Source organism: Alcanivorax sp. 24, assembly GCF_004360225.1.
GTDB classification, from domain to species: domain Bacteria; phylum Pseudomonadota; class Gammaproteobacteria; order Pseudomonadales; family Alcanivoracaceae; genus Alloalcanivorax; species Alloalcanivorax xiamenensis.
The window spans coordinates 38399-61287 of the sequence record NZ_SNUA01000010.1 but is presented as its reverse complement, the minus strand read 5'-3'; the positions used below and the strand labels follow the sequence as shown (position 1 = coordinate 61287).

14 protein-coding genes are annotated in these 22889 nt (G+C 64.0%); all 14 read right to left on the bottom strand.

From position 1 onward, the window contains the following. Positions 1-6 precede the first annotated feature (6 nt). Positions 7-2088: a TonB-dependent siderophore receptor gene (locus E0L37_RS14050; RefSeq protein WP_159659847.1), complete on the bottom strand. Its 2082-nt coding sequence runs from the start codon at positions 2086-2088 to the stop codon at positions 7-9. 224 nt (positions 2089-2312) lie between these two features. Further along, positions 2313-3704, bottom strand: coding sequence for an isochorismate synthase (locus E0L37_RS14045; RefSeq protein ID WP_133492349.1), 1392 nt, complete (start codon positions 3702-3704; stop codon positions 2313-2315). Further along, the gene (locus E0L37_RS14040; protein ID WP_133492348.1) at positions 3701-4006 is read right to left on the bottom strand and encodes an isochorismate lyase; all 306 of its coding nucleotides are present in this window, start codon (positions 4004-4006) and stop codon (positions 3701-3703) included. Before E0L37_RS14040 ends, E0L37_RS14045 begins: the two co-directional genes overlap by 4 nt. Then, a complete protein-coding gene (locus tag E0L37_RS14035) occupies positions 3993-4769 on the bottom strand; it encodes a thioesterase II family protein (protein WP_133492347.1) in 777 nt (258 codons plus the stop codon). The genes E0L37_RS14040 and E0L37_RS14035 overlap by 14 nt, the downstream gene beginning before the upstream one ends. Beyond that, entirely contained in the window at positions 4769-6376 is a 1608-nt protein-coding gene (locus tag E0L37_RS14030; RefSeq protein WP_133492346.1) for a (2,3-dihydroxybenzoyl)adenylate synthase, read from the bottom strand. Before E0L37_RS14030 ends, E0L37_RS14035 begins: the two co-directional genes overlap by 1 nt. Positions 6377-6409: 33 nt before the next feature. Then, positions 6410-7117, bottom strand: coding sequence for a VOC family protein (locus E0L37_RS14025; protein WP_133492345.1), 708 nt, complete (start codon positions 7115-7117; stop codon positions 6410-6412). A gap of 1 nt (position 7118) precedes the next feature. Then, positions 7119-8279, bottom strand: coding sequence for a Gfo/Idh/MocA family oxidoreductase (locus E0L37_RS14020; protein ID WP_240687477.1), 1161 nt, complete (start codon positions 8277-8279; stop codon positions 7119-7121). Then, positions 8225-9415, bottom strand: a complete 1191-nt coding sequence (locus tag E0L37_RS14015) for a cytochrome P450 (RefSeq protein ID WP_133492344.1) — start codon at positions 9413-9415, stop codon at positions 8225-8227. Before E0L37_RS14015 ends, E0L37_RS14020 begins: the two co-directional genes overlap by 55 nt. Next, the gene (locus E0L37_RS14010; protein WP_133492343.1) at positions 9412-11610 is read right to left on the bottom strand and encodes a class I SAM-dependent methyltransferase; all 2199 of its coding nucleotides are present in this window, start codon (positions 11608-11610) and stop codon (positions 9412-9414) included. Before E0L37_RS14010 ends, E0L37_RS14015 begins: the two co-directional genes overlap by 4 nt. Further along, complete coding sequence (locus E0L37_RS14005) at positions 11607-12782, bottom strand: class I SAM-dependent methyltransferase (RefSeq protein ID WP_133492342.1); 1176 nt, start codon at positions 12780-12782, stop codon at positions 11607-11609. The genes E0L37_RS14010 and E0L37_RS14005 overlap by 4 nt, the downstream gene beginning before the upstream one ends. Continuing rightward, entirely contained in the window at positions 12779-13888 is a 1110-nt protein-coding gene (locus E0L37_RS14000; protein WP_133492341.1) for a saccharopine dehydrogenase NADP-binding domain-containing protein, read from the bottom strand. The genes E0L37_RS14005 and E0L37_RS14000 overlap by 4 nt, the downstream gene beginning before the upstream one ends. After that, entirely contained in the window at positions 13885-15630 is a 1746-nt protein-coding gene (locus E0L37_RS13995; protein ID WP_133492340.1) for an ABC transporter ATP-binding protein, read from the bottom strand. Before E0L37_RS13995 ends, E0L37_RS14000 begins: the two co-directional genes overlap by 4 nt. Then, positions 15627-17393, bottom strand: coding sequence for an ABC transporter ATP-binding protein (locus tag E0L37_RS13990; RefSeq protein WP_133492339.1), 1767 nt, complete (start codon positions 17391-17393; stop codon positions 15627-15629). Before E0L37_RS13990 ends, E0L37_RS13995 begins: the two co-directional genes overlap by 4 nt. Beyond that, a complete protein-coding gene (locus E0L37_RS13985; protein ID WP_133492338.1) occupies positions 17390-22879 on the bottom strand; it encodes a non-ribosomal peptide synthetase in 5490 nt (1829 codons plus the stop codon). The genes E0L37_RS13990 and E0L37_RS13985 overlap by 4 nt, the downstream gene beginning before the upstream one ends. Between the last annotated feature and the right edge of the window lie 10 nt (positions 22880-22889).

The following is a 22889-nucleotide window of genomic DNA, read 5'->3' as shown; positions in this document are numbered from 1 at the left end:
GCTCTCCTAGAAGTCATAGCGGTAGTTGGCCAGGACCAGGCGCCCGGGACCGGGATAGTCGCCTTTCTCGTAGTAATAACGATTGAACAGATTCTCCACTTGCACGCCGACGGTATGGTGCGGCGTGATATACCAGCGCAGATCGGCGTCGACCAGGGTGGTGCTGTCGAACTCGAACAACCGGTCCTGCCTGTCGGAGAAATAGCGGCCGCTGCTGTAGTCACTATCGAGCATGCCATCCACATGGCGGGCGGCGAGGCGCGCACCAAAGCGGCTGCCTTCATAGTCGAGCGCCGCGTTGATCTTAAAGCGCGCCACATTGCGCAAAGGTTCCCGACCATCCGGGAGGTCCTGTTCACGTTCCATGTAATAGGTACTGGTGGTAGTAAAACGCAAGCTTCCCGGCAGCCGTGGCAGCCAGTAGTCCAGATCAATACCCAGCGTCGCCTCGAAACCTTCCGCCCGGGCCCGGCTGGCATTGACGTAAGTGGTCTCACGGAGGTCATCGGTGCTGGTCAGAATCACCGTCTCGATCTTGTCTTTTACCCGGGTCAGGAACCAGGTCAGGTCGGCATCCCAGGCTTCAGCCTGGTATCCCACGCCAAAGTCGTAAGTGGTGCTGGTTTCCGGATCCAGATCCGGATTACCGTAGGCGATCTGCAGCCGCTGTCCGACGATTTCCTCGGTACGGCCCGAAGTCTCGCGGGTGAGCGGGGCCACGAAGCCGCGCCCGGCGCTGGCATGCAGGCGCCAGCGCCGTTCCTGTTCGGGGAAGAACACCACACCAACGCGTGGATTGAAGGTATCAAAGCGAGAACTGCCCGGAATCAAATCCTCCCGATGAGGCGTGGATCTGGCTTTGTTCTCGATCTCGTCGTAGCGCGCGCCCAGATTGACGATAAGCCGGTCATCCAGCCATTTGCTGGTAAGTTCGGAGTAAACCCCCAGCGTTTCACGTTCATCGTCCGGAGAGTAGGGCCCTTGACGCTGACCCTCGGTGTCGTAGCGACGGCTGGTATTGCTGACTTCCTCGTAATCGAGGCCATAAACCCACAACCAACGCTCATTGAGGCTCCAGGCATCACGCAGTTGCAAGCCGTGGAAACGAGTATCCCGGTTACTGTCGTTATAAAGCAATTGGCCCTCCGCGGCTTTATGGCTGTCGTAGGCCTCGCGGGTGGTATAGGCCCGGGCCAGAGGCTGATGATTCCCCATTGTTCCAGTCAGCGAGAGATCCAGTCCGAAGGCATCGACATCGGAGAGCCCCTGGTTCAACTGGCCATCGGACTCGGCCCCGGGAGACTCAACGTCGTTGCCGCGCAACACCTGACCGCGCGCGTCCACACGCCACTCCGGTGACAGCCGATAACCAAAGCGGGCATAACCGGAGCGTGTCTCGAACCCGGTAAAGGGGCGCCGCACGCCACCGCCCTGGCGGAAGCCATCCTCGAAGCGACGGGACTGACGGCCCAGATCGTAGTCATCAAACTGGCTACGCTCATCAAAAGCGACATCGAAATCCAGATTAGGCGTCAAACTACCGCCGGCATGGGCATCCGCACGCAAGGTATCGTAGCTACCGGCGGCGATGCCGAACCCTCCGGAAACCGAGCCGCGGGAATCCCGGGTAATGAAATTGATCACCCCGCCCATGGCGGAGGAACCGTATACCGCCGAGGCGGAACCCTTCAGCACCTCCACCCGTTCAACCCCCGCCATGGGCAGATTACCGAGGCTGGTGATCCCAGCGGGACGGCCGTCAATCAGTATCAACACCCGCTGGTTGGTGCCGGAAAACTCCGGGCGGAAACCACGCAGGCCCACCCCGGAGCGGCCGCCGGGATACTGAATCACATCCACGGAGGTGCTTTTTTTAAGGAAATCGGTGGCAAACATCGCTGGCGTTTGTGTGAGTTCCTCCAGGTCAATGACCTCGACATTGGCGGCGACTTCCCGCCGCTCCGTGGCAATTCGATTGGGGGTGACCACCACCGTATCCAGATCGGCGGCGGAAGAAGCGTCGGCATTGGCTACGACGGGGGCAAGGCAGGACGCGGTAACGACCAGGAGAACAGGAGCTTTAATCATTGATGTCCCATGTGTAGCGCAAACGAAAATCTGGAACGGGCAATCATCAATGTCCTTACCGATACCCCGCGCCCGAAATCGACGATCCATGATCGGTCTTGAATGCTACATTATATCATAACATTAACAAAATAATTCTCTGGCGACCGCGTAACGGAAAGCCTCATGATCAATCGTGGCTTTTAAAGAATGCGTTGAGGAGTGATTTCGTGACCGCCAGGACATCAGGTTCTATCGCTAACAAGCGCTCTGCACATGCAAGACAACTTAAGGCTGGTCTCTCCGTATTCATGTTCAGGCTCCGAATCCCCCACCAAACCACACCCCGCAAACAGGTGGCACTCCTTGCCGCTGATCAAGGCGGACCGTAGCGCTACCACGAAGTCGCCATTACCCGCGCCGTCAATCCATCCCAGGGGACCTGCATACCAGCCACGATCGAAGCGTTCGTGGACGCGGATGCAAGCCAGAGCCTCGTGCCGCGGATAGCCCGCCACGGCGGGGGTGGGTTGCATGGCCTGCACCAAGTCAAGAACACCGGATCCCGCGGCGATGCGACCTTCGATGCGGGTACTCAAATGCTGCATCAGCGGCAGGCGATGCAACACCGGTTCCGGGGAGATCGTGAGCTCATCAAGCAGCGGACGCAGCGCATCACGGATAGCCTGAACCACCAGCTCGTGCTCGTGCTGGTCCTTGTCCGAGGCCAGCAGTTGCTCGCCAAGACGTTGGTCGTCCTCAGCATTGTCACCACGCCGTATGGTGCCCGCCAGAGCATGTGTCTCCACCCTGCCGTGATGTACGCGGACCAAACGCTCCGGCGTCGCCCCGAGAAAACAGAGGCCACCACGATGAACGGCAAAGAGATGAGAGCACGGGTCGGCGTCACGCAAACGGCACAGCACGGCAGCCGCGGACAACGGCGCCGAGTAGGTCTGGTGCAGGTGCCGCGCCAGCACCACCTTGCTCAACCGGCCCGCCCGGATCGCGTCAATCAGAGCTTCTGCCTTCGCCTGCCATTGCCGAGCGCCGATCCCCTGCTCCCGCACCAAAGTCGAAGCCGGCGGAGACGACAACACCGCCTGTTCACTGGAAAGCAGCGTCTCGATATCACGTCGATAGCGATGACTTTCGGTCACCGGGTCGTCGTCCTGCCGCACCAGCTTATGGCAGATCAAATAACTTCCCCGCGCCGTGCACTCCAGCAGCAGACGCGGCACCGTCAGACAGGCAGCGGGAAAGCATTGCCACGGCCACTGTTGATTCGCTGTCCGATCAAAACGAAGCCCGCCAATGGCGCGCGCTACCTCCGCGCCCTCCACTACAGCGTCATCATTGAGCCGCCGCCAACGGTGTTGCAGACCAGTCAGACCGGAATCCGGGTCGGGCACGCACTCCAATGCCTGACCGATCCCCAGCAGCACCCGTTGCGGCTCCCGGGTTTCCCAGTACAGACAGTCCACCCCCGCGGCGTCCAACCGTTGGTATAACGCCATCGGGTCCGCGCCGGACCAGGGAAGGCTCACAACCGCCAATACCGGCTGGCCGGATTGCCGGGCCTGTTTCCGTGCCTTGGCGAACACGGATTCCAAATCGCCCATCCGCGTCATCTTCATCGCTGCCCCCTCTGCTCACGCCAATATTCCACCTGGCGGGCGATAAACCAGGGAATGATCTGCTCAAAGAGGGATTCGACGAAGTCGCTGTCCAGGTCGTTTTCTCGCGCCCAGAGGCGGCGCTCCACCAGCATCGCCGCTACCCGGTCCGGCGCCGGGATACTCGCTTCATCCGGTTTGAACCGTGACGCGGCCAACACGTACCCCATCCGCTTGCCCAGGAGCCCCACCAGTTCATGATCCAGCGTATCGATCGCCTGGCGGATATCGGCAAGGCCGGTGCACTCGTCAGGATGTAACATGCTCTCTATCTCCTTGTCCGATCGGGGAGTCCAGTTGTTTCAGCACTCTGTCGACCACATCCCGATACTGCTCGCGCAGATAGAAGTGACCGCCGCGAAAAGGCAGCACCCCTAGCGTCCAGGGCGTGACATCCTGCCAGGCGCGCACCTCGTCTCCGCTAATTTCGTCGTCATCAACGGGAAAACACACATCCACGGGCACGTCGATCTCGTCGGGAAAATCTCGCCTGTAACGTTCGATCAGCCGGTAGTCGTTACGCAGCATGGGCATGAACAGTTCACGCATGGCCGGTTCATCAAGCGGGGTACTGCCGCCGGAAAGGCGTCGTATGTCGTCCAGCAGCGCCGTGTCGCCCCGTTGATGGAGCGCGCTCTCGCGTTGCCGGTGAGGAGCTGGGTGGGCGGACACCACCAGACGTTTCAGTGACAGATTCCGTCGTCGCAGCCGCAGCGCCACTTCATAAGCCAAAGCGGCGCCGAGGCTGTGCCCGAACAATACCAGCGGCACCTCGGCGAACAGCGTCAAAGCCTCGGTGATTTCATCGGCCAGCGCTTCCAGGGAGTCCGCGAACGGTTCCGGGTAGCGCTCCTCCCGCCCTGGATATTGCACCGCCAGCAGATCGAGGTGATCAGGCAAAGCTTTGCCCCAGTCGCGGTAACAGCTGGCGCTGCCACCGGCATGCGGCAGGCACACCAGACGCGCCGACGGCTGTTCGCTGAGACGAAAGCAGCGAACAGCCGGGTGCCTCACCTTTGCGCTCATCACGAGACCTCCTCGGCGACAAGCAGCTCGACCAACTGCCGCCGATTGATCTTGCCTAGCCGAGTCAACGGAAAGCCATCCACGATTTCGAGCCGATCCAGCAACTTGTAGGCAGCCATCCCCGCAGCGGAGAGATGCGCATTCAACTCCGACAATCGCGGCGCTTCGCCCTTGACGACAATGCACGCGCAGCTGCATTCGCCCAATGTCTCGTGGGGCAGGCCCACCAGCGCCACATCGGCGACCGCCGGATGCGACAGCAGGTGGTTCTCCACATCCTCCACCGGGACCTTTTCCCCGCCACGATTAATGACGTCCTTGTCCCGGCCTTCCACCACCAGATAGCCTCCCTCCAAACGCCTCACCCGGTCGCCACTGCGGTAATACCCCTGCTCGGTAAAGGCCCGCCGGTTGTGTGTCTCCGCCCGGTAGTAGCCGCGCAGAGTGTAGGGCCCGCGGACCAGCAGCTCGCCCACTTCCCCATCCGGCAGGTCCTGGCCCTGCTCGTCCACCACCCGGATCTCGTCGTCCTCGGCAAGGGGGCGGCCCTGGGTATCAAGGATCCGTGACGGCGGATCATCCGGCGCGGTCATGCACAACAGACCCTCCGCCATGCCGTAAACCTGCTGCAAACCGCAACCCAGGACCTTGCCGACCTGCGCCGCCACCTCGGCTTTGAGACGGAAGCCGCCCACCTGTAACAGACTCAGACTGCTCAGATCAGCATCGGCATGGAGCGCGAACTCCAGCCACACACGCACCAGTGTCGGGATCAGAGCGGTCACCGTTATCCGTTCGCGCTCCACCAGTTCGAAGGCGGTATCGGGGCTGGGATCGGGGCACAGCACCACCGTGCCCCCGACCTCGAACGTGCCCAGCAACCCCGGGCACGCCAGGGGGAAATTGTGCGCCACCGGCAATGCCGCCAGATAGCGGGTATCACCGGAGAATCCGGTCCGTTCGGCGCTGGCGCGGGCGTTATACAGATAATCGTTGTGCGTGCGGGGAATCAGTTTGGGCAAGCCGGTGGTGCCGCCGGACAATAGCAACACGGCAACGTCATCGGCAGCGGGCACGGCGATCGGACGCGGCTCGGCGTCCAGGGAGGCAAAGCGTTGGAAGCCGCCGGCGTCTCCGACCACGAACACCGAACGCAGGGTATCGACCTGCTCCAATAACGTCCGCGCCATCGGACGATAATCGAAGCCCAGATGGGTATCGGCGATCACATAGGCCCGGGCCGCCGAAAGCCGTGCCAAATGGCGGATTTCATTTTCCCGGTGCGCCGGCAACGCCAGTACGGGAATCACCCCGACACGGAACAGCGCCAGGCTCAACGCGACAAATTCCGCCCGGTTGGGCAGTTGCAGCAGCATTCGTTCACCGGCCTTGAATCCCGTCGCCAGTATTCCCGCCGCCAGCCGTTCTACCCAGTCATCCAGTTCCCGGTAGCTCCAGCGCCGCTCACCGTCCACCAGCGCGGGGTGATCGGCGAACTCAGCAGCGCGTCGCCGCCACCAGCTGCCCAGATCGAGATCACGCCAATAGCCTTCACGCCGATAGCGCTCCGCCAATTCCGGCGGCCAGGGTACGCAGCCTTCCAACATGGTTGCCTCCTTTGCAGTCAACAGGGGTACGGGTCACCCCATCGCTCCAGCCGACACCGCGGCAGGTCGAATCGAGGCGCCGTGTGTCAAAGTCCCGTCCAGTGCATGGGACAGGCCCTCCAGCTCGATCCACAGCACACTGGTTCGCTCCGCCGATTCGACCGAGAACACCGGGTCGTCGCTCACCAGATTGTTCAACAGCACGCGGTCCTCCACCCGCGCCCCCAGACGCACTCGCCGCAGCGCCGTGGCGCCGTTGTCGTGGCACACGGTGGCCGGGTGCTGCGGCGGATCATAGGGCGTCACCAAAAAGGGAAGCCGGCCATGACGCGGGTAGGCGAAGCGGAAGCGGGTACGCTGGCCGTCTGGACGGGTACGCCGCCAGGGCACGAAACGGCCGAGGGTGATGCCGCAGCGTTTCAGTCTGGCCGTCACCGCCTTGGGGTCATCATTGGTCACCACCGCGACATCGCAAAACCCTTCCCCGCCCTCCCCCCAGCGCACCATGCGCTCGCCGGCACCACGCCCGGCCATCAGATCGATGGGCCATTTGAAATAACGGGCATTGGCCGGTGTGGTCAGTAATTCGATCACCGGCCCGCGTCGAAACCAGATGTGCGCGTGCTGGGCTTTTTCCGGGTCGGTGGCGTAGTCCACTTGAAACCCGAGAGCCCGGAAATCCACCACCGCCTGATGGAGATCGCGCACCCAGAGCAGCACATGGCTGCAGGACAGACTCATCTCACCCCTCCTCTTCCATCGCCGCCGCCCGCAGCGCGTCGAGACACACTTCCCGGGGTTCGTCCGGACGGATCAGTTCCGGCATCCCCACCTGCGCCGTCATATCCTTCCATGCTTGTGATACGGCCAACGCCCATTGGCCGCTGGCCGCCCGCCGCGCCGGATCCTCGATATCCCGGCACAGGCGCAACAGCGCGGACACCACCGCCTCCGGCCAGACGTCGGCGAACACGCGGTGATAATCCGTCGCCACCGGGTCGCTCAACGTCACGGTACTGGGAACCGCCAGACGCCCGGTGCCAAGTCCCGCCATCAGCAAGCGACCGGTGTCATCACGAGGCGCGTGCAGGCGCGGATTCCACAGCACCGGTCCATGGGTTTCGGCCAATGTCAGCACGCCGCCTTCCCAGCCCAACGTAATGCGGTGCATCAGGTAGGAATGGTTGTCCGGATCGTCGGGATGCACCTGATTCTGGATGCGCAACGTGGTCGGCACGCCGCCAATGATCGCGTTCAGGCAACGAAATGGCGTCGATGCAATGCCGGCCGGCTCCGGCCCGGCCCGAAACGACCAGGGCCGCAACCCACCAGCCGCGCGTCCAAGGATGTCGATCAACGGATACGCCACCTGGCTGTTGCAAGCGGCATCAATAAAAGCCAGCGGCTGCTGCTGACGCAGATGAGCCGCGACGGCCAGCATCCTCCGAATCGGCTTGATAGTCGGGTACAGTGTATTCACCCCATAGGCGGTGCCACCGGCCCGGGCGGCGCGCAGGCAGTCGACGATTTCCGTACCGTGCACCGGATGTTCCTGCAACACATGGAAACCCCGCTTCAGCAATCCGCACGCCAGTTCAGCCCCATCGCCACCGAGGGCGCCGGAGCGCACCACCACGCAGACGATATCGACGTCATCGGGAACCTGTTCCGGATCGGTAAACAACGGCACGCCCCGGCGCTCCGCCAAGGCGAGGGAGTATTCGCTGCCCTTGGCGAGCAAGCCCGCCAATTGAAAACAATCCGGGCGGGACAACACCGCATCAATGTAAATGCGACCGAAAGCGGTGCCCGCCACCACCACGCGGCGTCGCCCACCGCCGTGCCGGCTCACCATGCCACCGGCATCCGCAGCGGGCCGCGAAAGAACGTCTTGGTCTTCCATTCGATCTCTCCGCGAATATGGATCTCCGGAAATCTCCGCAGCAAAGCCCCCAGCGCTTCCTGCAGCTCCACCCGGGCGAGCCCGGCGCCAATGCAATGGTGCATGCCGTGGCCGAAAGCAAAGTGCCCTGACGCATCCCGGTCGATGTCCAGACGGTCCGGCCGAGGGAAACGGCGCGGGTCCCGATTAGCCGCGCCAACCGACGCGAATACCGCCTCCCCGGCGCGCACCAGGGTGTCCCCCACTTGCACGTCCTCACGGGCGAAATGCACGAACATCGCCGCCGAAGCGAGCGGGATGAGACGCAGCAGTTCCTCCACCGCGTCAGCAATACGGGCCGGATCCGAACGCAGCCGGTCCAGGGTTTCCGGCTGCGACAGCAGGGTGTAAAGAAAGTTGGGAATATGGGAGGAAACCCCTTCGTAGCCCGCCACCAGAATGGCGATGCACAGTAGCACCAGTTCCCCCTGGGACAGACGGTCGTCCTGATCCCGGGCCTGGATCATGGCGGAAATCAGATCGTCCCTGGGCTGCTCCCGTCGCTCGTTGATCAGTCCCATGATGTATTGGGACAGTTCACCCAGGTTTTTTTGGGTCTCTTCCGCGGACAGCGCATTGGTGGACAACAGGGAATCGTTCCAGATCTTGAAACGGGGCTGATCCGCCAACGGCACCCCCAACAACTGGCAGATCACCGACATCGGGATCGGCAAGGCGTAATCCGCCACCAGATCCGCCGGTGCGCCACGGCGGAGCATATCGTCGATCAGGCCGTCGGCGACTTCCCGCACATGGGGCCGCAGGCCCTCCACGCGGCGTACCGTGAACGCCTGCAGAGCCAGTTTACGCAAACGGGTAAGCTCCGGCGGATCCATGATCACGATCCCGCCAGCGACACGGGGAAAGGCCCGTGGCACCCGTTCCCGCTGCGTCGCTTCCGCCCGGCTGAGACGGCGGTCCGAAAGCACCAGACGGACATCCTCATAGCGTGTCGCCAGCCAGGCGTCGCCATCGAACGGCAGCGTGATGCGGGTCAATCCGGTCCGGCTCAGCGCCCGGGTGTACTGCTCCGAAAGCTCCAGGCCGTCGAAGCGATTGAACGGATAAGATAGCGGCGGTTCCACAGTGCTTGTCATTTCACCTCCCCAACGGTGCGGGCCCACTCAAAGTTCCCGTCTTCGCCCGGTTCGGGAAGCCGGTCGACAATCTCCACCCGGGATACGATCGTTCCCAGCGCCCGTTGGCAGTGGTGTCGCACCTCGTCGGGCCGGACATCGGCACGGTCGGCCCTGGTCCGGGCGGCGAAGATCCGGTGTCCCAACGCCGCTAACGGATGGTCTTCCGGCGGCAAATCGAGTACCCGGTCGAGACCTGCCCGGTCGAGCACCCGCAGCCACTGCCCCCGATCCAGGAAGGTCCGTCCAGAGCGCGCACGCTCGTCGTCGGCGTCCGCCAACATGAACGCCTGGGACGCCATCACCCAGAATTCCTCCCGCGTCGGTTCGGTGATCACCAGCCAGCCTCCCGGCCGCAGCAGCTGTCGCAGCCAGCCCACGGAGGCGTCGGTGTCGCGGGCCGCGTTCAACACGCCGCCACCGATGACCACATCGAATTGATGGGATGAAAATCCCTGTTGTCGTGGCGGGCGGTCGATATCGTAGAGCGCGAAAGTTACCCGCGGGTCCCGGTCCAGGCGCTCGGCGGCCTGATCCAGAAAAAAGCGCGAAACATCGGTATAAACATAGTGGAGCGGCTTGCCCGCCAGGGCCGGCAGAACCACCTCGGACGTTGCCCCGGTGCCGGCGCCGACTTCCAGAACGCGCAGCGGGTCGTTGGCGTCACGGGGCGCGGCGATCTCCGCCAGCAGCGCGGCCACGGCGCGATGCTGATAACGGGCCGCCGGGCTTTCCCGGTACAGGGCTGCCGCCCGTTCGGTACGCCCTGCCGGGAAAAGCACCTCGACGGCCTTGCGTTCCCCGGCCAGCAATTGGGCCAGCACGGCGCTGTTTTCCCGCGCGTAGTCGATGGTGCCGGAAGCGCCGGTCACGGTTCGCCAGAGCACCGCCATCTCGTCCCAGGCCAACGCCAGGGCCGCGTCGTCGTAGCGCCCGGTCCGCGCCACCACCGCCAGTTGACCACCATCACGGCGGAGCAGTCCCTGGTGCTCCAGCACCGCCAGCCAGCGGCGCAATAGAGGACGATGGCGTTCAGCGGCGCAGGCCAGCACCTGCTCTTCCGAATAGCCCGCCTCCGGCGTGTTGAAGACGCCTCGGTGGGACAGCGCATTCAACATGGAGCGCAAGGCGATATCCGCCAGGCGCTCGGTCGCCGCCACGCCGCCACGCCAATCGGCGTCGGCGAAATGCCCACCCAGCGAGGTCAAAACGCGGTCTCGCCAGAGTGCCTCCCGCACCGGCACGGGCGTACATTCCGCCGCCACTACCGCCAAGACCCAGATGCCCGCGTCATCCTCCAGCGCTCTCGCCTCACTCACCCCCGGATGGGCGATGGCGGCCAGTTCCAGATCCCGTCCCTGTTGGCGACGCCGCGAGCGGGCCTCTTCCAACGTCAGTAGTTGCTGGTCGGAAGACACCAGAAAGTGGGTCCTACGCGCCTGGAAAGGGCCCTCGGCAAGCAGTGCCATCAACTCCCGTTGATCGGTGCCGACATGACTTTCTATGAACAAGGATTGCAAGGACACGGGACCCGCCAGCAGCGCTGCCGGATGCGCCGATAGAGACCGGAGCCGGGCCTCCGACAGCACCAGCGAGTCAACCTCGGCGGATTCCAGGAAGGCAAAGACTCCGGCGGCTTGCCCAACATCGCAGTACCGCACCATGGCCGGCACGCCCCAGGCGGCCAGGGACAGATCACCGCCAACCCCGGACAAAGGAGACAGCACCGCCAGACGGCGAGCGCCTTCTAACTTTTGCCGCAGTGTAACCAAGGTGACATCGTGGTCCGTTGATCTGAGCGTTTTCCCAGCGCTGCCACCATCCATGGCTTTTTCGGCAAAAAGAACCGGGGATATTGCAATCGCCAGACCTTCACCCGCACGGCCCGCCCCCGTATAGGATGAACCGCCGGGGAAAAAGCGGCAGCCGAGGGCCATGGCGGCGATACGCAATGCCAGCACCTCTCCCCCTTCGTCGCCGGACCAGATCAGCCGATCTCCGGGCTCCAGGGCATGCTGGTTCAGCAAGGCCTGATACGTCCGCACCGCTTCCAGTAATCGCGCCCCGTGCCACCCGCCATTCCCATCATGTAGCACGATGTCGTCCCGTGACCTTGCCAGCCGATCAAGAAGGCACTGATAAAAAGGCGTCGTCATACGGCCCCCATGTCCATGTCATCATCCACCCGGGCCAGAAACAGGTACTGGCCGGCGGCGGCCAAGGGCGATGCCGTTTCCGGCAAAATCAGCAGCGGTGCGAATCCCGCCTGCCGCAAGGTGTCCCGCCAGCCAGTGAGGTTCAGAAACGGGCTGCCGGACACCCCGCGCCGATCCGACCAGCCCGGCGCCGCGGCACCGGACGCCGGCGACAGCAGGAACTGCATACAAGTCAGCACGGCATGGTTGTCACGGCAGGATTCGGTGAATAACAGCCACCCTCCCGGCGCCAGGACCTGACGGATATGCGCGAGGGTAGCGCGCAGATCACGGGCGTTGTGCAGCACATTGCCGGCCACCACCAGATCGACGCTGTCGGCGGCGACATCCTGCGTGGTGAAGGCCGTGTTGATGTCCAGCAGGCCATACCGCATTCCCGGCCTCGCGGAAAACCGGTCCCGGGCGGCGACGGTAAACAACCGCGACAGATCCGAAAACAGATAGTCCACCTCGATGCCGTGCAATTCCCGCAGCACGGAGGCAGAGGTCAGACCGGCGCCACCACCCAGTTCCACGATCTTCAGCGAACGGGTTGAACGTGACTCGGCCAGGCGCCTCGCCAGATGGGCGCAGGCGCTGTTGAGGTAGGTGGTGAACAAGTTGTCCTGATAGGCCGCCAGCGCTTGCAGAACCCGACCGTCGGCAAACAGCACCTGCTCAATACTGAGCATGTCTCGAATCAGATCCGGCAGAGACTCGAGGGCACGCCCATGCACCCTCGCCATGATCGGCGGGAAGCCCAGGTCGGCGTAGGCCCATTCCAGTTCACTTGGGGCGCTAACGTTGAAGTCCGGTGATGGCGCCTTGCCTCGCCAACCGAGAGAGCCGCCTGTCTCCTCCAGCATTCCGGCCGACATCAAAGCCGAAAGCCAGGACCGCAGCAGTCCGGCATGCCGGTGCGCCACGCCGAGTCTGGCCGTCAGATCCCGACGCGGCAGACGCTCACCGTGATGCCAGCCACACCGATGCAAACCGTCGCGGATGGCCAGGCGCCCGACCGCCTCCAGATGTTCCATCACCCGCGGAATCCGCTCGGGCTCGACAACCGGACGCCCATGGCGGCGTACACCGGCAACACCAGCCAAATGGGCCTCGGCGGGCTCGATGATCACAGCACCCCCTCCTCGGCTTCGTTGAGCGCTTCCAACGGGCCTTCGATAACGGACAGTCCGGCGGTCATCCCGGTGGCCAGCAGCGTTTCCACCGCGGCCCCGGGGTCCAATACCATGGCTGCGAAATGACGGCCGGCGGGAACATCGACTCGTGCCAGCGCGTCAACCGCCACCGCCGCCAGGGCACCGGTCAGGTCGGCGTTGCGATGCCCCCGCAACGCCAACGAACAAGTTCTCTCCTTGCCCTCCCGGTGCCCGGTCATCCGCAGCAAAAGCGTCACGAACGGCGCCCTGCCGGCCAGGTCCAGCCGGCTCATACGCTGCAGCTGCATACAGGCGTCTTCGCGTGAACAGGTATGAAGCCGGTCGAACACCGAGCGCATTGGACCGTCGGCCAGCGCCGTGTACCAGTCCCCGTGTTCCAGCTCGAGAGCAGCGGCCACCCGTTCGGCCTCCTGATTCAAATACGGCATGACCGTTACCGGGCCGGGGAAGAACGGCAAGCCCACGCCCTTCTTACGGATCAGCACCCCGGTCCGCACACCACCGTTCCGCCAGGCCGCCCGTGGCTGACCGATACCATCCTCGACGCTCTGCCGGTAGTCCTCGGCGGCCACCGCGGTGAAAAGGTCCCGTAGCCCGAAATAGCTGGTCAGCGATGTCACCCGATCAAATCCGGTGTGCGCCAGCCACAATGGTAATAAGGCGGTCAGCCCTGGCTGCAAACCCGCCGAGAGCAGTGCCCGACGGCCCTGTTCCCGCCAGGCCCGATCATCCAGCCGGGCGTGCAAACGCTCATCACCGGCCACGTCCAGGTAATCCGCGCCGGCGCGCAAGGCGGTTAAAGCCGGCCCCTCACCGATCCGGTGGGAAGGGCCGGCGCAGTTCACCAGGACAGTGCAGCCGTGGACGAAACGCTCCAGAGAGCCCGCATCGTTGATATCCACCGTCACGACTTCCACCGGTCCCTGATCCAGGGTGCGTACGAATGCCTCGGCGGAAACCGGATCCCGGCCGCCAATCCGCAAAGGCCCCGACCTCAGCGCCAGCAGCGCACGCACCACCGCTTTACCGACTTCGCCATAACCACCCAACACCGCGATCATGCCGAGGTCTCCACGTCGGTGAGACGCCAGCCCCGGGCGCGCTGACGTTCGCGCCAGAATTCCGCGTACCTGGGTTCGTTGGTACTCAACTGCGGGTGCGTGCCGGTGGCGACCACGGCCCCGTGTTCGAGCATGACGATTTGGTCCGCCGAACGAATCGTCGACAACTGATGGGCCACCACGATCAGGGTGGAGCGCGCGCGCAGGGTACGAAGGGCGTTTTGCACATGACGTTCGTTCTCGGCGTCCAGGGCGGCGGTGGCCTCGTCGAGAATCACGATAGGGGCCTTTTTCAACAGCGCCCGAGCCAGGGAGATGCGTTGCCGTTCACCGCCGGACAAGGCGCCACCGCCCTCGCCCACCGGCGAGCGCCAGCCTTGCGGCAGCCTTTTCACAATTTCATCGACACCGGCCAGGCGGGCGGCCTCATGGACATCCTGATCGCTGGCGCCGGGCGCGCCGATGCGGATATTCGCTTCCAAGGTATCGTCGAACAGATAGACGTCCTGCATCACCGGCGCGATCTGCGCCATCAGATCCGCACTGGTCAGACCACGGACATCGGCGCCGCCGACCTGTACCGCGCCACTGTCAACATCATGGAATCGCATGATCAGCCAGGTCAGGGTGGTCTTGCCGGATCCGGATGGGCCAATGATGGCGGTCATGCTGCCCGCCGGCACCCGCAGCGAGACGCCGTCGATGATGGGCTGTTCCGGCCGATAGCCAAACACCACGTTGGAGAGGCACACCGTCCCCGGGTCGCTGATCGGCAAGGAGCGCGCCGGCTCCGGCAGCGGCGGCTGATCGAAGATATCGGCCAGGCGCCGCAGATCATTGGCCGCCATGCGCAATTGGCCACTGCGCGCCGCCGCTTCCGCCAACGGTCCCGCCAGGCGGGCGGATAACGCCAGCAGCGCCACCAGTTCCACGGTGTCAATGGCATGAGCAAGTGCCAGCATCACCCCCACCACCAGCAGGGCGGCAAAGGCCAGATGCACGCTCAGGCCCGCCATCAGCAAGCGGGGAAAAGTGGCGCTGAGCCGGTCGCCGCCCGCCCGCTGCTGCGCGTCAATGGCCTGGTCCAGCGGCGGGTACCCTTCGCGGGTGCGGCCAAACGCCCTCAACACCGGTTGCAGACGGGCGAACTCCACCACCCGGTTACTGGCTTCAACGCCCGCGGCATCAACCCGTTGCTCGGTGCGTGCGATCCAGGACGCCGACCAATGATGCAAAACATAAATAAATGGCGCCGCCAGCAGCACGGTCAGTCCCAGGCGCCAGTCAAAAAACAACAACGTCAGAGCCGTGGTGGCCGGTGTCAGCACCCCGGTCACCACCGGCGTCAGCAGATGCGCGAACACGTTGGTCACCATCATGGTGCCACCAGTGGCGCTGCGTGACAGGCGCCCCACCCGTTCAGAGGAAAACCACCCCAATGGCAGCGAGACCAGTTTCGCGCCGAGCCGATCATGCAAGGTGGTCAACACCACCAGCGCCAAGGAGAACCCTTTCATGGCCTGACGATAATGGGCCACCGCCACCAGCAGCACGGTCAATGCCAGAGCGAGCAGGCCGTAAGCGGCCCGTTGCCCATCACCGTGGATCATGGCCGCCAGCACCGGCACGAGAAAGGCGGTGGCCACACCTTGAAGGACCCCGTAAGCTCCCAGCCACAGCAAATAGCGACGCAGATCCCCGGCGTGCTTGGGGCCCAGTATTTTCAGAAGGTCACTAATCATGCCCGTGCCTCCCGTTCCCATTCACTGGCTTCCTCCGCCGGCCCGGTCTGCAATCGCCACAGGTGCGCGTACAGACCATCGCGCCGCAGCAACGCTTCATGGCCGCCCAGCTCGGTAATCCGCCCACCGTCGAGCACGGCGATGTGATCCGCGGTCATCACCGACGCCAGGCGGTGGGCGATCACCAGCACGGTCCGCCCCTTCGCCAGCACCGACAAGGCGTCCTGGATCCGCGCCTCGGATTCCGGATCGGCATGAGCGGTGGCTTCATCCAGGATCAGAATCGGCGTGTCCGCGAGCAGCATTCGCGCGATCGACAGCCGTTGCGTTTCGCCGCCGGAGAACACCGCGTCCTCCCCGATGACACTGTCATAGCCGCGCGGCAGTGCCACGATACGATCGTGAATCCGGGCGGCACGGGCGGCTTCGATGATCGCCGAGTCCTCGGCGTCGGGTCGGCCCAAACAGAGGTTGTCGCGAACCGTGCCGCGCACCAGCTGCGCGTTCTGCAGCACGAACCCCACTTTTCGATACAGCACCTCGGGGGCGATTTCCCGCACATCGACCCCACCTATACGCACCGTTCCAGCACCGACGTCGTGAAACCGGGGCACCAGAGTGGCCAGAGTGGACTTGCCGGCCCCGGAACGGCCCACCAGGGCGGTCACCGTGCCAGGCCGGCAATGCAGCGAAATATCGGACAGCACCTCATGGCCATCGCCGTAACGGAACGACACCTGTTCGAACTCCACCGCGCTACCTGCAGGCTGGCGTGGGTGCCGGCTTTCCGGTAGTAGCTCCGTCGAGAGCAACGACGCAATACGCTTCGCCGCGGCCTGGGCGTTGCGCTGCGCCACCATGCCCTGATTAAACGTCAACAACGTTTGCGGCAGGGCCATGCCCACCAGGGCCGCGGCCATCACATCCAGCGGCCCGACCCAGCCCCGGGACAGGAACCAGGCACCACCAGCGAGCGTGGCCAACAGGATCACCGGCGCCGACAACGCCAGGGACGACAGGGCTTCCAACCGCAACAGGGGGCGTACCCAGCCGGCATACCGTTCACTGAAATCATGGACCGCTTCCCGGTAGCCTTGATAAGCCCGCCCGGTCTGTCCGAAGGCCTTGACCACGGTAATGCCATGAACGAACTCGACGATGGCGGCGCTGACCCGAGAAAAGCTGGCGTCAAGTTGCACCATCTTGTCGCCGAACCCCCGCATCATCCAGACGTAGGCCACCGCGTACACCGGAAAAGTCACCACCGCCAGCACCATCAGACGCCAGTCGAGCCAGCATAGATAGAGCAGCCCCGACGCGGGCAATACCAAGGCGGCGATCCGTTCCACGTCGTGGTGCGCCACCAAGTGATGCAGATCCTCAAGATCGTTCTGCACCGCCTTGCGAATGGCGCCGGATGTCTTATCCGAGTACCAGCCCAAAGGCACGCGCCCCAGTACCCGCACCAGATCACGGCGCAACGCCGCCTGCATGCGGTGATCGGCCACATGGGTGGCCCACAGCGCCAGCCCGGTGCACAACCAGCCCAGCACCAATGCCAGCGCGATCACCAACGCCGTGATTGCCACCCGTTCGATATCCAGCGGCCCAGGCGACAACAGCACCCGACCCAGCTCGACGATGGCGACAAACGGCAGCAGCGATGTCAGTGCACCCACGCCACCCAGCAGTACACCGAGACGGATCAGCCCCGCCACCGGATACCGCAACTGGTACAAGGGCTCATTGGTCTTTCGGCTCACAGTGCTCTCCGTAAAGTCTCGGCAAGGTGAGCGGCCACGGTCTCCACGTGGGGCGGCTCGATCACGCTGAAGTGGTTGCCCGGCACATCGATCAGGTTGAACACGCCCAGGCAGGCGTTTTGCCAGAACGGCGCGGCGTAATGGCCCACACCGGCGGTAATGCCAAAGGATTGCTGTTCCTTGCAACGCAGGTAGTTGATGTCACCGACATAGGGCGCGGGGTCGAAACAGGCTGCCCGCATACTGTGCCGGCATACCCGGAACAAGGCGGGAATAAGCTCCGGCCCCACCGGCACGCCGGCTTTACCGGCGGCCACGCGGGCGTATTCGGCAAGGCGCTGGTCCTGGGGAATCATCGAGCGACGTCGCACCGCCCCGGCCACCGCCCGCAGCCCGTCATCGCCATCCAACGCCGCCATCGCGCCGGCGGGAATATGCCGCTCATGGCGTTGCATCAGCGTTTCAATGGCGCGATAAACATCCGCCTCGTTCAGCCCCTCGCCAAACACATCCTTGACCGGATCAAGATTGAGGTTCGGCGCGAAAATCGCCTCGAAGGCGAGTTCCTCATCGGTATTGATGAACATGGGGATGCTGTCCACCAGCGTCAGGTCGATGACCTCCACGCCCCGCTCCAGTAAGCGGCGGGACACTTCCATGGCGAGCAACCCGCCCAGGCAATAACCGATCAGTTGAAAGCGGTGATAGCCCTCATCCAGCAAACGCCGTGCGTAGTCGTCGGCGACCCGGCCAATCAACTCCTGATGGGGAATGGAGACATACTGCTCGGCGTCCGCCACCGCCAATCCGATCACCGGGCCGACCTGTTGGGCGGCCAGCGCCCGGCCGAGATGCTGAAAATAATCCATGGTGCCGAGCGCGGCGTGGAACAGTACCCGTACCGGCCCTTCACCACCGCCGAATGGCACGATCAGCGCATTACTCCCTGCACGTGTTTGTGCCGTTCCCACTTCGGCGGGCGCGCCGCCATCCACCGGCGTGGCCGTGTCACCCTCCGCCGCCGAGCGCAAGACCGCGGCAAGCGCCGCCACCGTCGGCTCATTGAGCATTTGCCGGAGCAAGGCGTCATAGGTGAAATCCCCCGCCTCCGGCACGGTGTCACGGATCTGTCCGGCCACTCTTGCCAGCACCAGGGAATCGGCGCCCTGATCATAAAAGTTGTCATCGCGACCGATGGCGGGCAGACCCAGAGCCGCCGCCCATAGCGCCCCGAGGCTGTCCTCCAGAGGGTCGTCCGAGGGCGTCTCGGCGAGGGTGTCTTCTCCCATCAGCGGCGCTGGCAGCCAGCGGCTCAGGGTGCTGCGGTCCACCTTGCCATTGGCGGTGAGCGGCAGACGATCAAGCACCTGCAGATGGGAGGGGATCATGTACCTGGGTAATCGCTCAGCCAGAAACTGGCGGATTGATTCGCAAGACAGCGGCGCGCGATCCGCTTTGAAACGGGCGGCCATCATATTCATGCCCCAAACCGACAGGGGGTGCGAGGCATCCGGCAAACAGACGACATCCTCGCCTCCCTGGCCAGCCAACAGGTCGCGCCAGCCGTCTTGGGACAGGAACGGGGCAGCACCGGTTTCCCGATCACCGGCCGGCTCCATCATGAAACCCTGGGTGAGCATGATATGCGGATGTTCCCGGGTCGGCTCGGTGAGGATCAACCAGCCTCCCGGTGCCAGCAATTCAGCGATGCGGCCCACCGCCGCGTCGGGATCGCGGGTGCTGCTGAGCACCCCCGCGCAAATCACCACGTCCATGGAGTTCGGCGCCAGGCCCTGCGCCCGGTAATTCTGGTCCAGATTGAACAGACCAAAACGCATCCAGGACAGCGCCCGCCAACGCTGCCGGGCGGCGGAGAGAAAGAACGGACTCAGGTCGGTGAACAGATATTCCACCCGGCACCCGTCGAGCATCGGCACCACCGCTTCGGTGGTAGCGCCGGTACCGGCGCCAATCTCCAGAACGCGCAGCGGCTCCGTCCGCTCATTGGCCACCGCCACCCGATTCACGAACGCCGCCACCGCGTGGTTGTTGTAGCGCGCGATCAGATCATCACGGTACAAGGCCAGGGCCGGCTCCTGGGAGCCTTCGGGAAACAGCAGTTCAAACGGATTCTGTTCACCGCTCAACAGCCGTGGCAGGCGCGCCACATGGTCTTCATGGTAGGCGACAAAGGCGCTGCCACCCTCTCGTCCCGCCGCCCTCTCCGCCACAATGCGCCATGACCGCTCCATGTCATCAGCCGCCAGCTCCGTGGCAAGGTGGTAGCCGCCAGCGTCATCACCGGTGAGCCACCCATGCGCCACCAACAACGCCAACCAGCGGCGCACCAACCAATGGTGGCGTGGCGCCACCGTCAGGGCCTGCAACACTTGATCCGGGGTGACACCCTTTTCCCGGTCGGAGAACAACCCATGTTCCCTCAGGAGCCAAAGCATCGAAACCAAAGCGGCACGATGCAGGGCATCGACCTGATCCGCCGCGTGTTCGGTGTCCGTATCCTTCAGTTGGTGCCCGGCCAGGCGTCGCGCCGCATCGACCGGCGGGGACGCGGCATGTGGCGTCGTCCCCCGCTTCGCTTCGACAAACCCCAACAGGGTCCGATCCCCTTTATCGTTCCCGGCGGCGACCGCCACGGCGGCGGCCACGCCGGGATATGCCGATAGCGCCGCCTCCACTTCACCGAGTTCCACACGATGCCCCCGGATCTTGACCTGGCCGTCATCGCGACCAAGAAACTCCAACTCGCCGGACGGCAGATATCGGGCCATATCACCGGTTCGATACAGGCGCTGTCCGTCCACCGGATGGTGAAAAAAGCGTGTTTCGGTCAACGCCGCGTCGCCCAGGTAGCCGGTGGCCAATCCCATTCCAGTGATATAGAGCTCGCCGGGCACCCACACCGGGCGGTCACGAAGGCCCGCGTCAAGCACCCGAAACCCCTGATTGGCCAGCGGTAGTCCATAGGGAACGCTGGTCCATTCCGGGTCCACCGTCGCCACCCGATGGTAGTTGGACCAGATCGCCGCTTCCGTGGCGCCGCCCAAGGCCACCAGGTCCGCCGCCGGGGCGTGGCGGTGAAGATTCGCTTTCAGCGACAGCGGTACCCAGTCCCCCGACACCAGAGCAAGACGCAGGCTGGGCATGGCGGCCGGTTCCGCATCAAGGTAATGGGTCAGCATCTGCAATTGTGCCGGCACCGAATTCCAAAGCGTGACGCCATGTCCGATAACACATTCCGCCCAATGAGACGGATCAGCCCCGCGTTGAGCGTCCGGTAGCACCAACCCGCCGCCGCGTGAAAGCGGGCCGAAGATATCGTAGACGGAAAGATCAAAGTTCAAATTCGCCAGCCCCAGCACACGATCGGTGCCGGTGACGTCGAATCGGCGATTAATGTCCTCGATGGTATTGAGCGCGGCGCGATGCGTGATCATCACGCCTTTCGGATCGCCGGTGGAGCCCGAGGTATAGATCAGATACGCCAGGGAGTCCGGGTCACCGCCAGCGACCTCCGGCATGCCTTCCGTGGCGTCGAGCCGGTCGACCTCGATGACCGGCAGCCCTTCGGGCAGATCCCGGGGCCGGTTTGATGATTGCACCAACACCGCCGCGACGGCGGCATCGGCAAGCACTTTATCGCGACGTTTCGCGGGCTGAGTAACATCCAGAGGCAGGTAGGCGGCGCCGGCCAGCAACACGCCGAGGACGCCCACCACCTGCTCCACGCCCTTGCTCATCACGATCGCGACGTGATCGCCGGCGCGGCAGCCCTGGTCACGCAAGGCGCCGGCCACGGCCCCGGCACGGCGAACCAGATCGCCATAGCAAAGCGTTTCTCCAGGGGCCACCACCGCGTCAGCGTCGGGCGTCCGCGCGGCCTGCTCCAGCACGGCCTGGTGCAGCAGCCGGTCCGGCACCGGCGCCTCGGTATCATTCACCCTGGCCCGGGTCGACGTCTGCCAGGCGGGCAATACCACGGGCTCCGTGGCCGTCCAGTGCTCGCCGCCGGCCAGGTCGAGCAGCAGGGTCTGGAAGGCCTCCCACATATCGTCGACCAGCCCGGCAGGAAACACGCCCTGACGAACATCCCAGTTCACCTCGAGGCCGCCCTCGTCGTCGCGGACCTGGCAATCCAGGAAGACCTGGGGCGTCTGGGTAACACCGTTCTCCAGGCGGCAGCCGATCTCTGCCTCGCCGGTGCCACCCAGCCCGATGGCGCTGGTGAACACCACCGGCATTAACGCGGCGTCTTGCCCATGCCGCCGGCCGATCTCCCGAATCACTTCCACCCCTGAGAACAACCGGTGATCCAAGTCGGCGAAAAGCTGCTCCCCCAATGCCGCCGCCCGTCGATGGAAGGGCAAATCATCAGCGGCGCGGACCGCCAGGAGGCTCACCGAAGTGAAGTCTCCCACCAAGGCATGGACCTGTGGATGAAGCGCCTGGCGATTGAGTAAGGTGAGGTTCAGGGAAAAGTCCGGGCTTCGGCTCCAGCGCCGCAGTACCGCGACGTAAGCGGTCAACACCACATTGGAGGCCGTCAGCCCGTACCCGGTGGCCTGCTGGCGCAAGGCCCGCCAATGCCCGGCCGGTAACCGCCAGTGATGCCGATGAAAGCAGGCCTTGTCCGCGGCAGCCGATGACAAAACCGGCAATTGAGGTGCCGGCGGCAGGTCATCCAGTCGCGCCAGCCAATAGTCACGGGCCTGCCGATAAGCGCTCCCCTCACGCATGCGCCGCTGCGCCAGGACATAATCGCGGAAGCTGATTTCCAGTTCGGACAAGGTATCGCCATACCCCTGGATCAACTGATTCAGTTCGGAGAACAGAATCCCCGCGCTGGCCCAGTCAGCAATCAACGCATCCAGAGAAAAATGCAGGATGTCGGCCCCTTGCGTGCGGGTCAGACGCAGTTCGAACATGGGCCATTGCCCGATTGGATAGAGCCGATGATCCATTTCCGAGCGGGTTGCCTGTAAATGCCGCTCCAATTCGGACGGCAACCAGCCACGTCCATCCGCGATGGCGATCCGGTAGTGCGGGACCTCCGGCAATATCCGTTGGTAACCGTCCGCGCTGACCTCCGCACGCAGCATGTCATGGCGGGTGATCAGCCGATTCCAGGCGTCCTCCAACACTTGCGGTTCCAAAGCCGGATACACCGCTTCCAGATAACCGTGGCAGGCCACCCCGCCAAAGCCGAAGGATTCGTTGCGCCCCAACAGATAGGCTTCCTGCACCTCGGTCAAAGGGAAAGGCTCATGGCGGCCTTCGCTGTCGGCGGTCACCGCGTCGAAGGCCGCGCCGCGAAGCAATTCGACCACTTGCGTCTTGAGCGAGCGTAACGTGGCAAGCCGCTCCTCGGTAAGCACCCCCCTGGGCGCACGGAACCGTAATTGTTCCTGCTCCGCCCAGAGTTCCACTCCGAGCCCCTGCAGTTCCTCGATCAAGGCATTGGCGTTCATAACGTCCCTC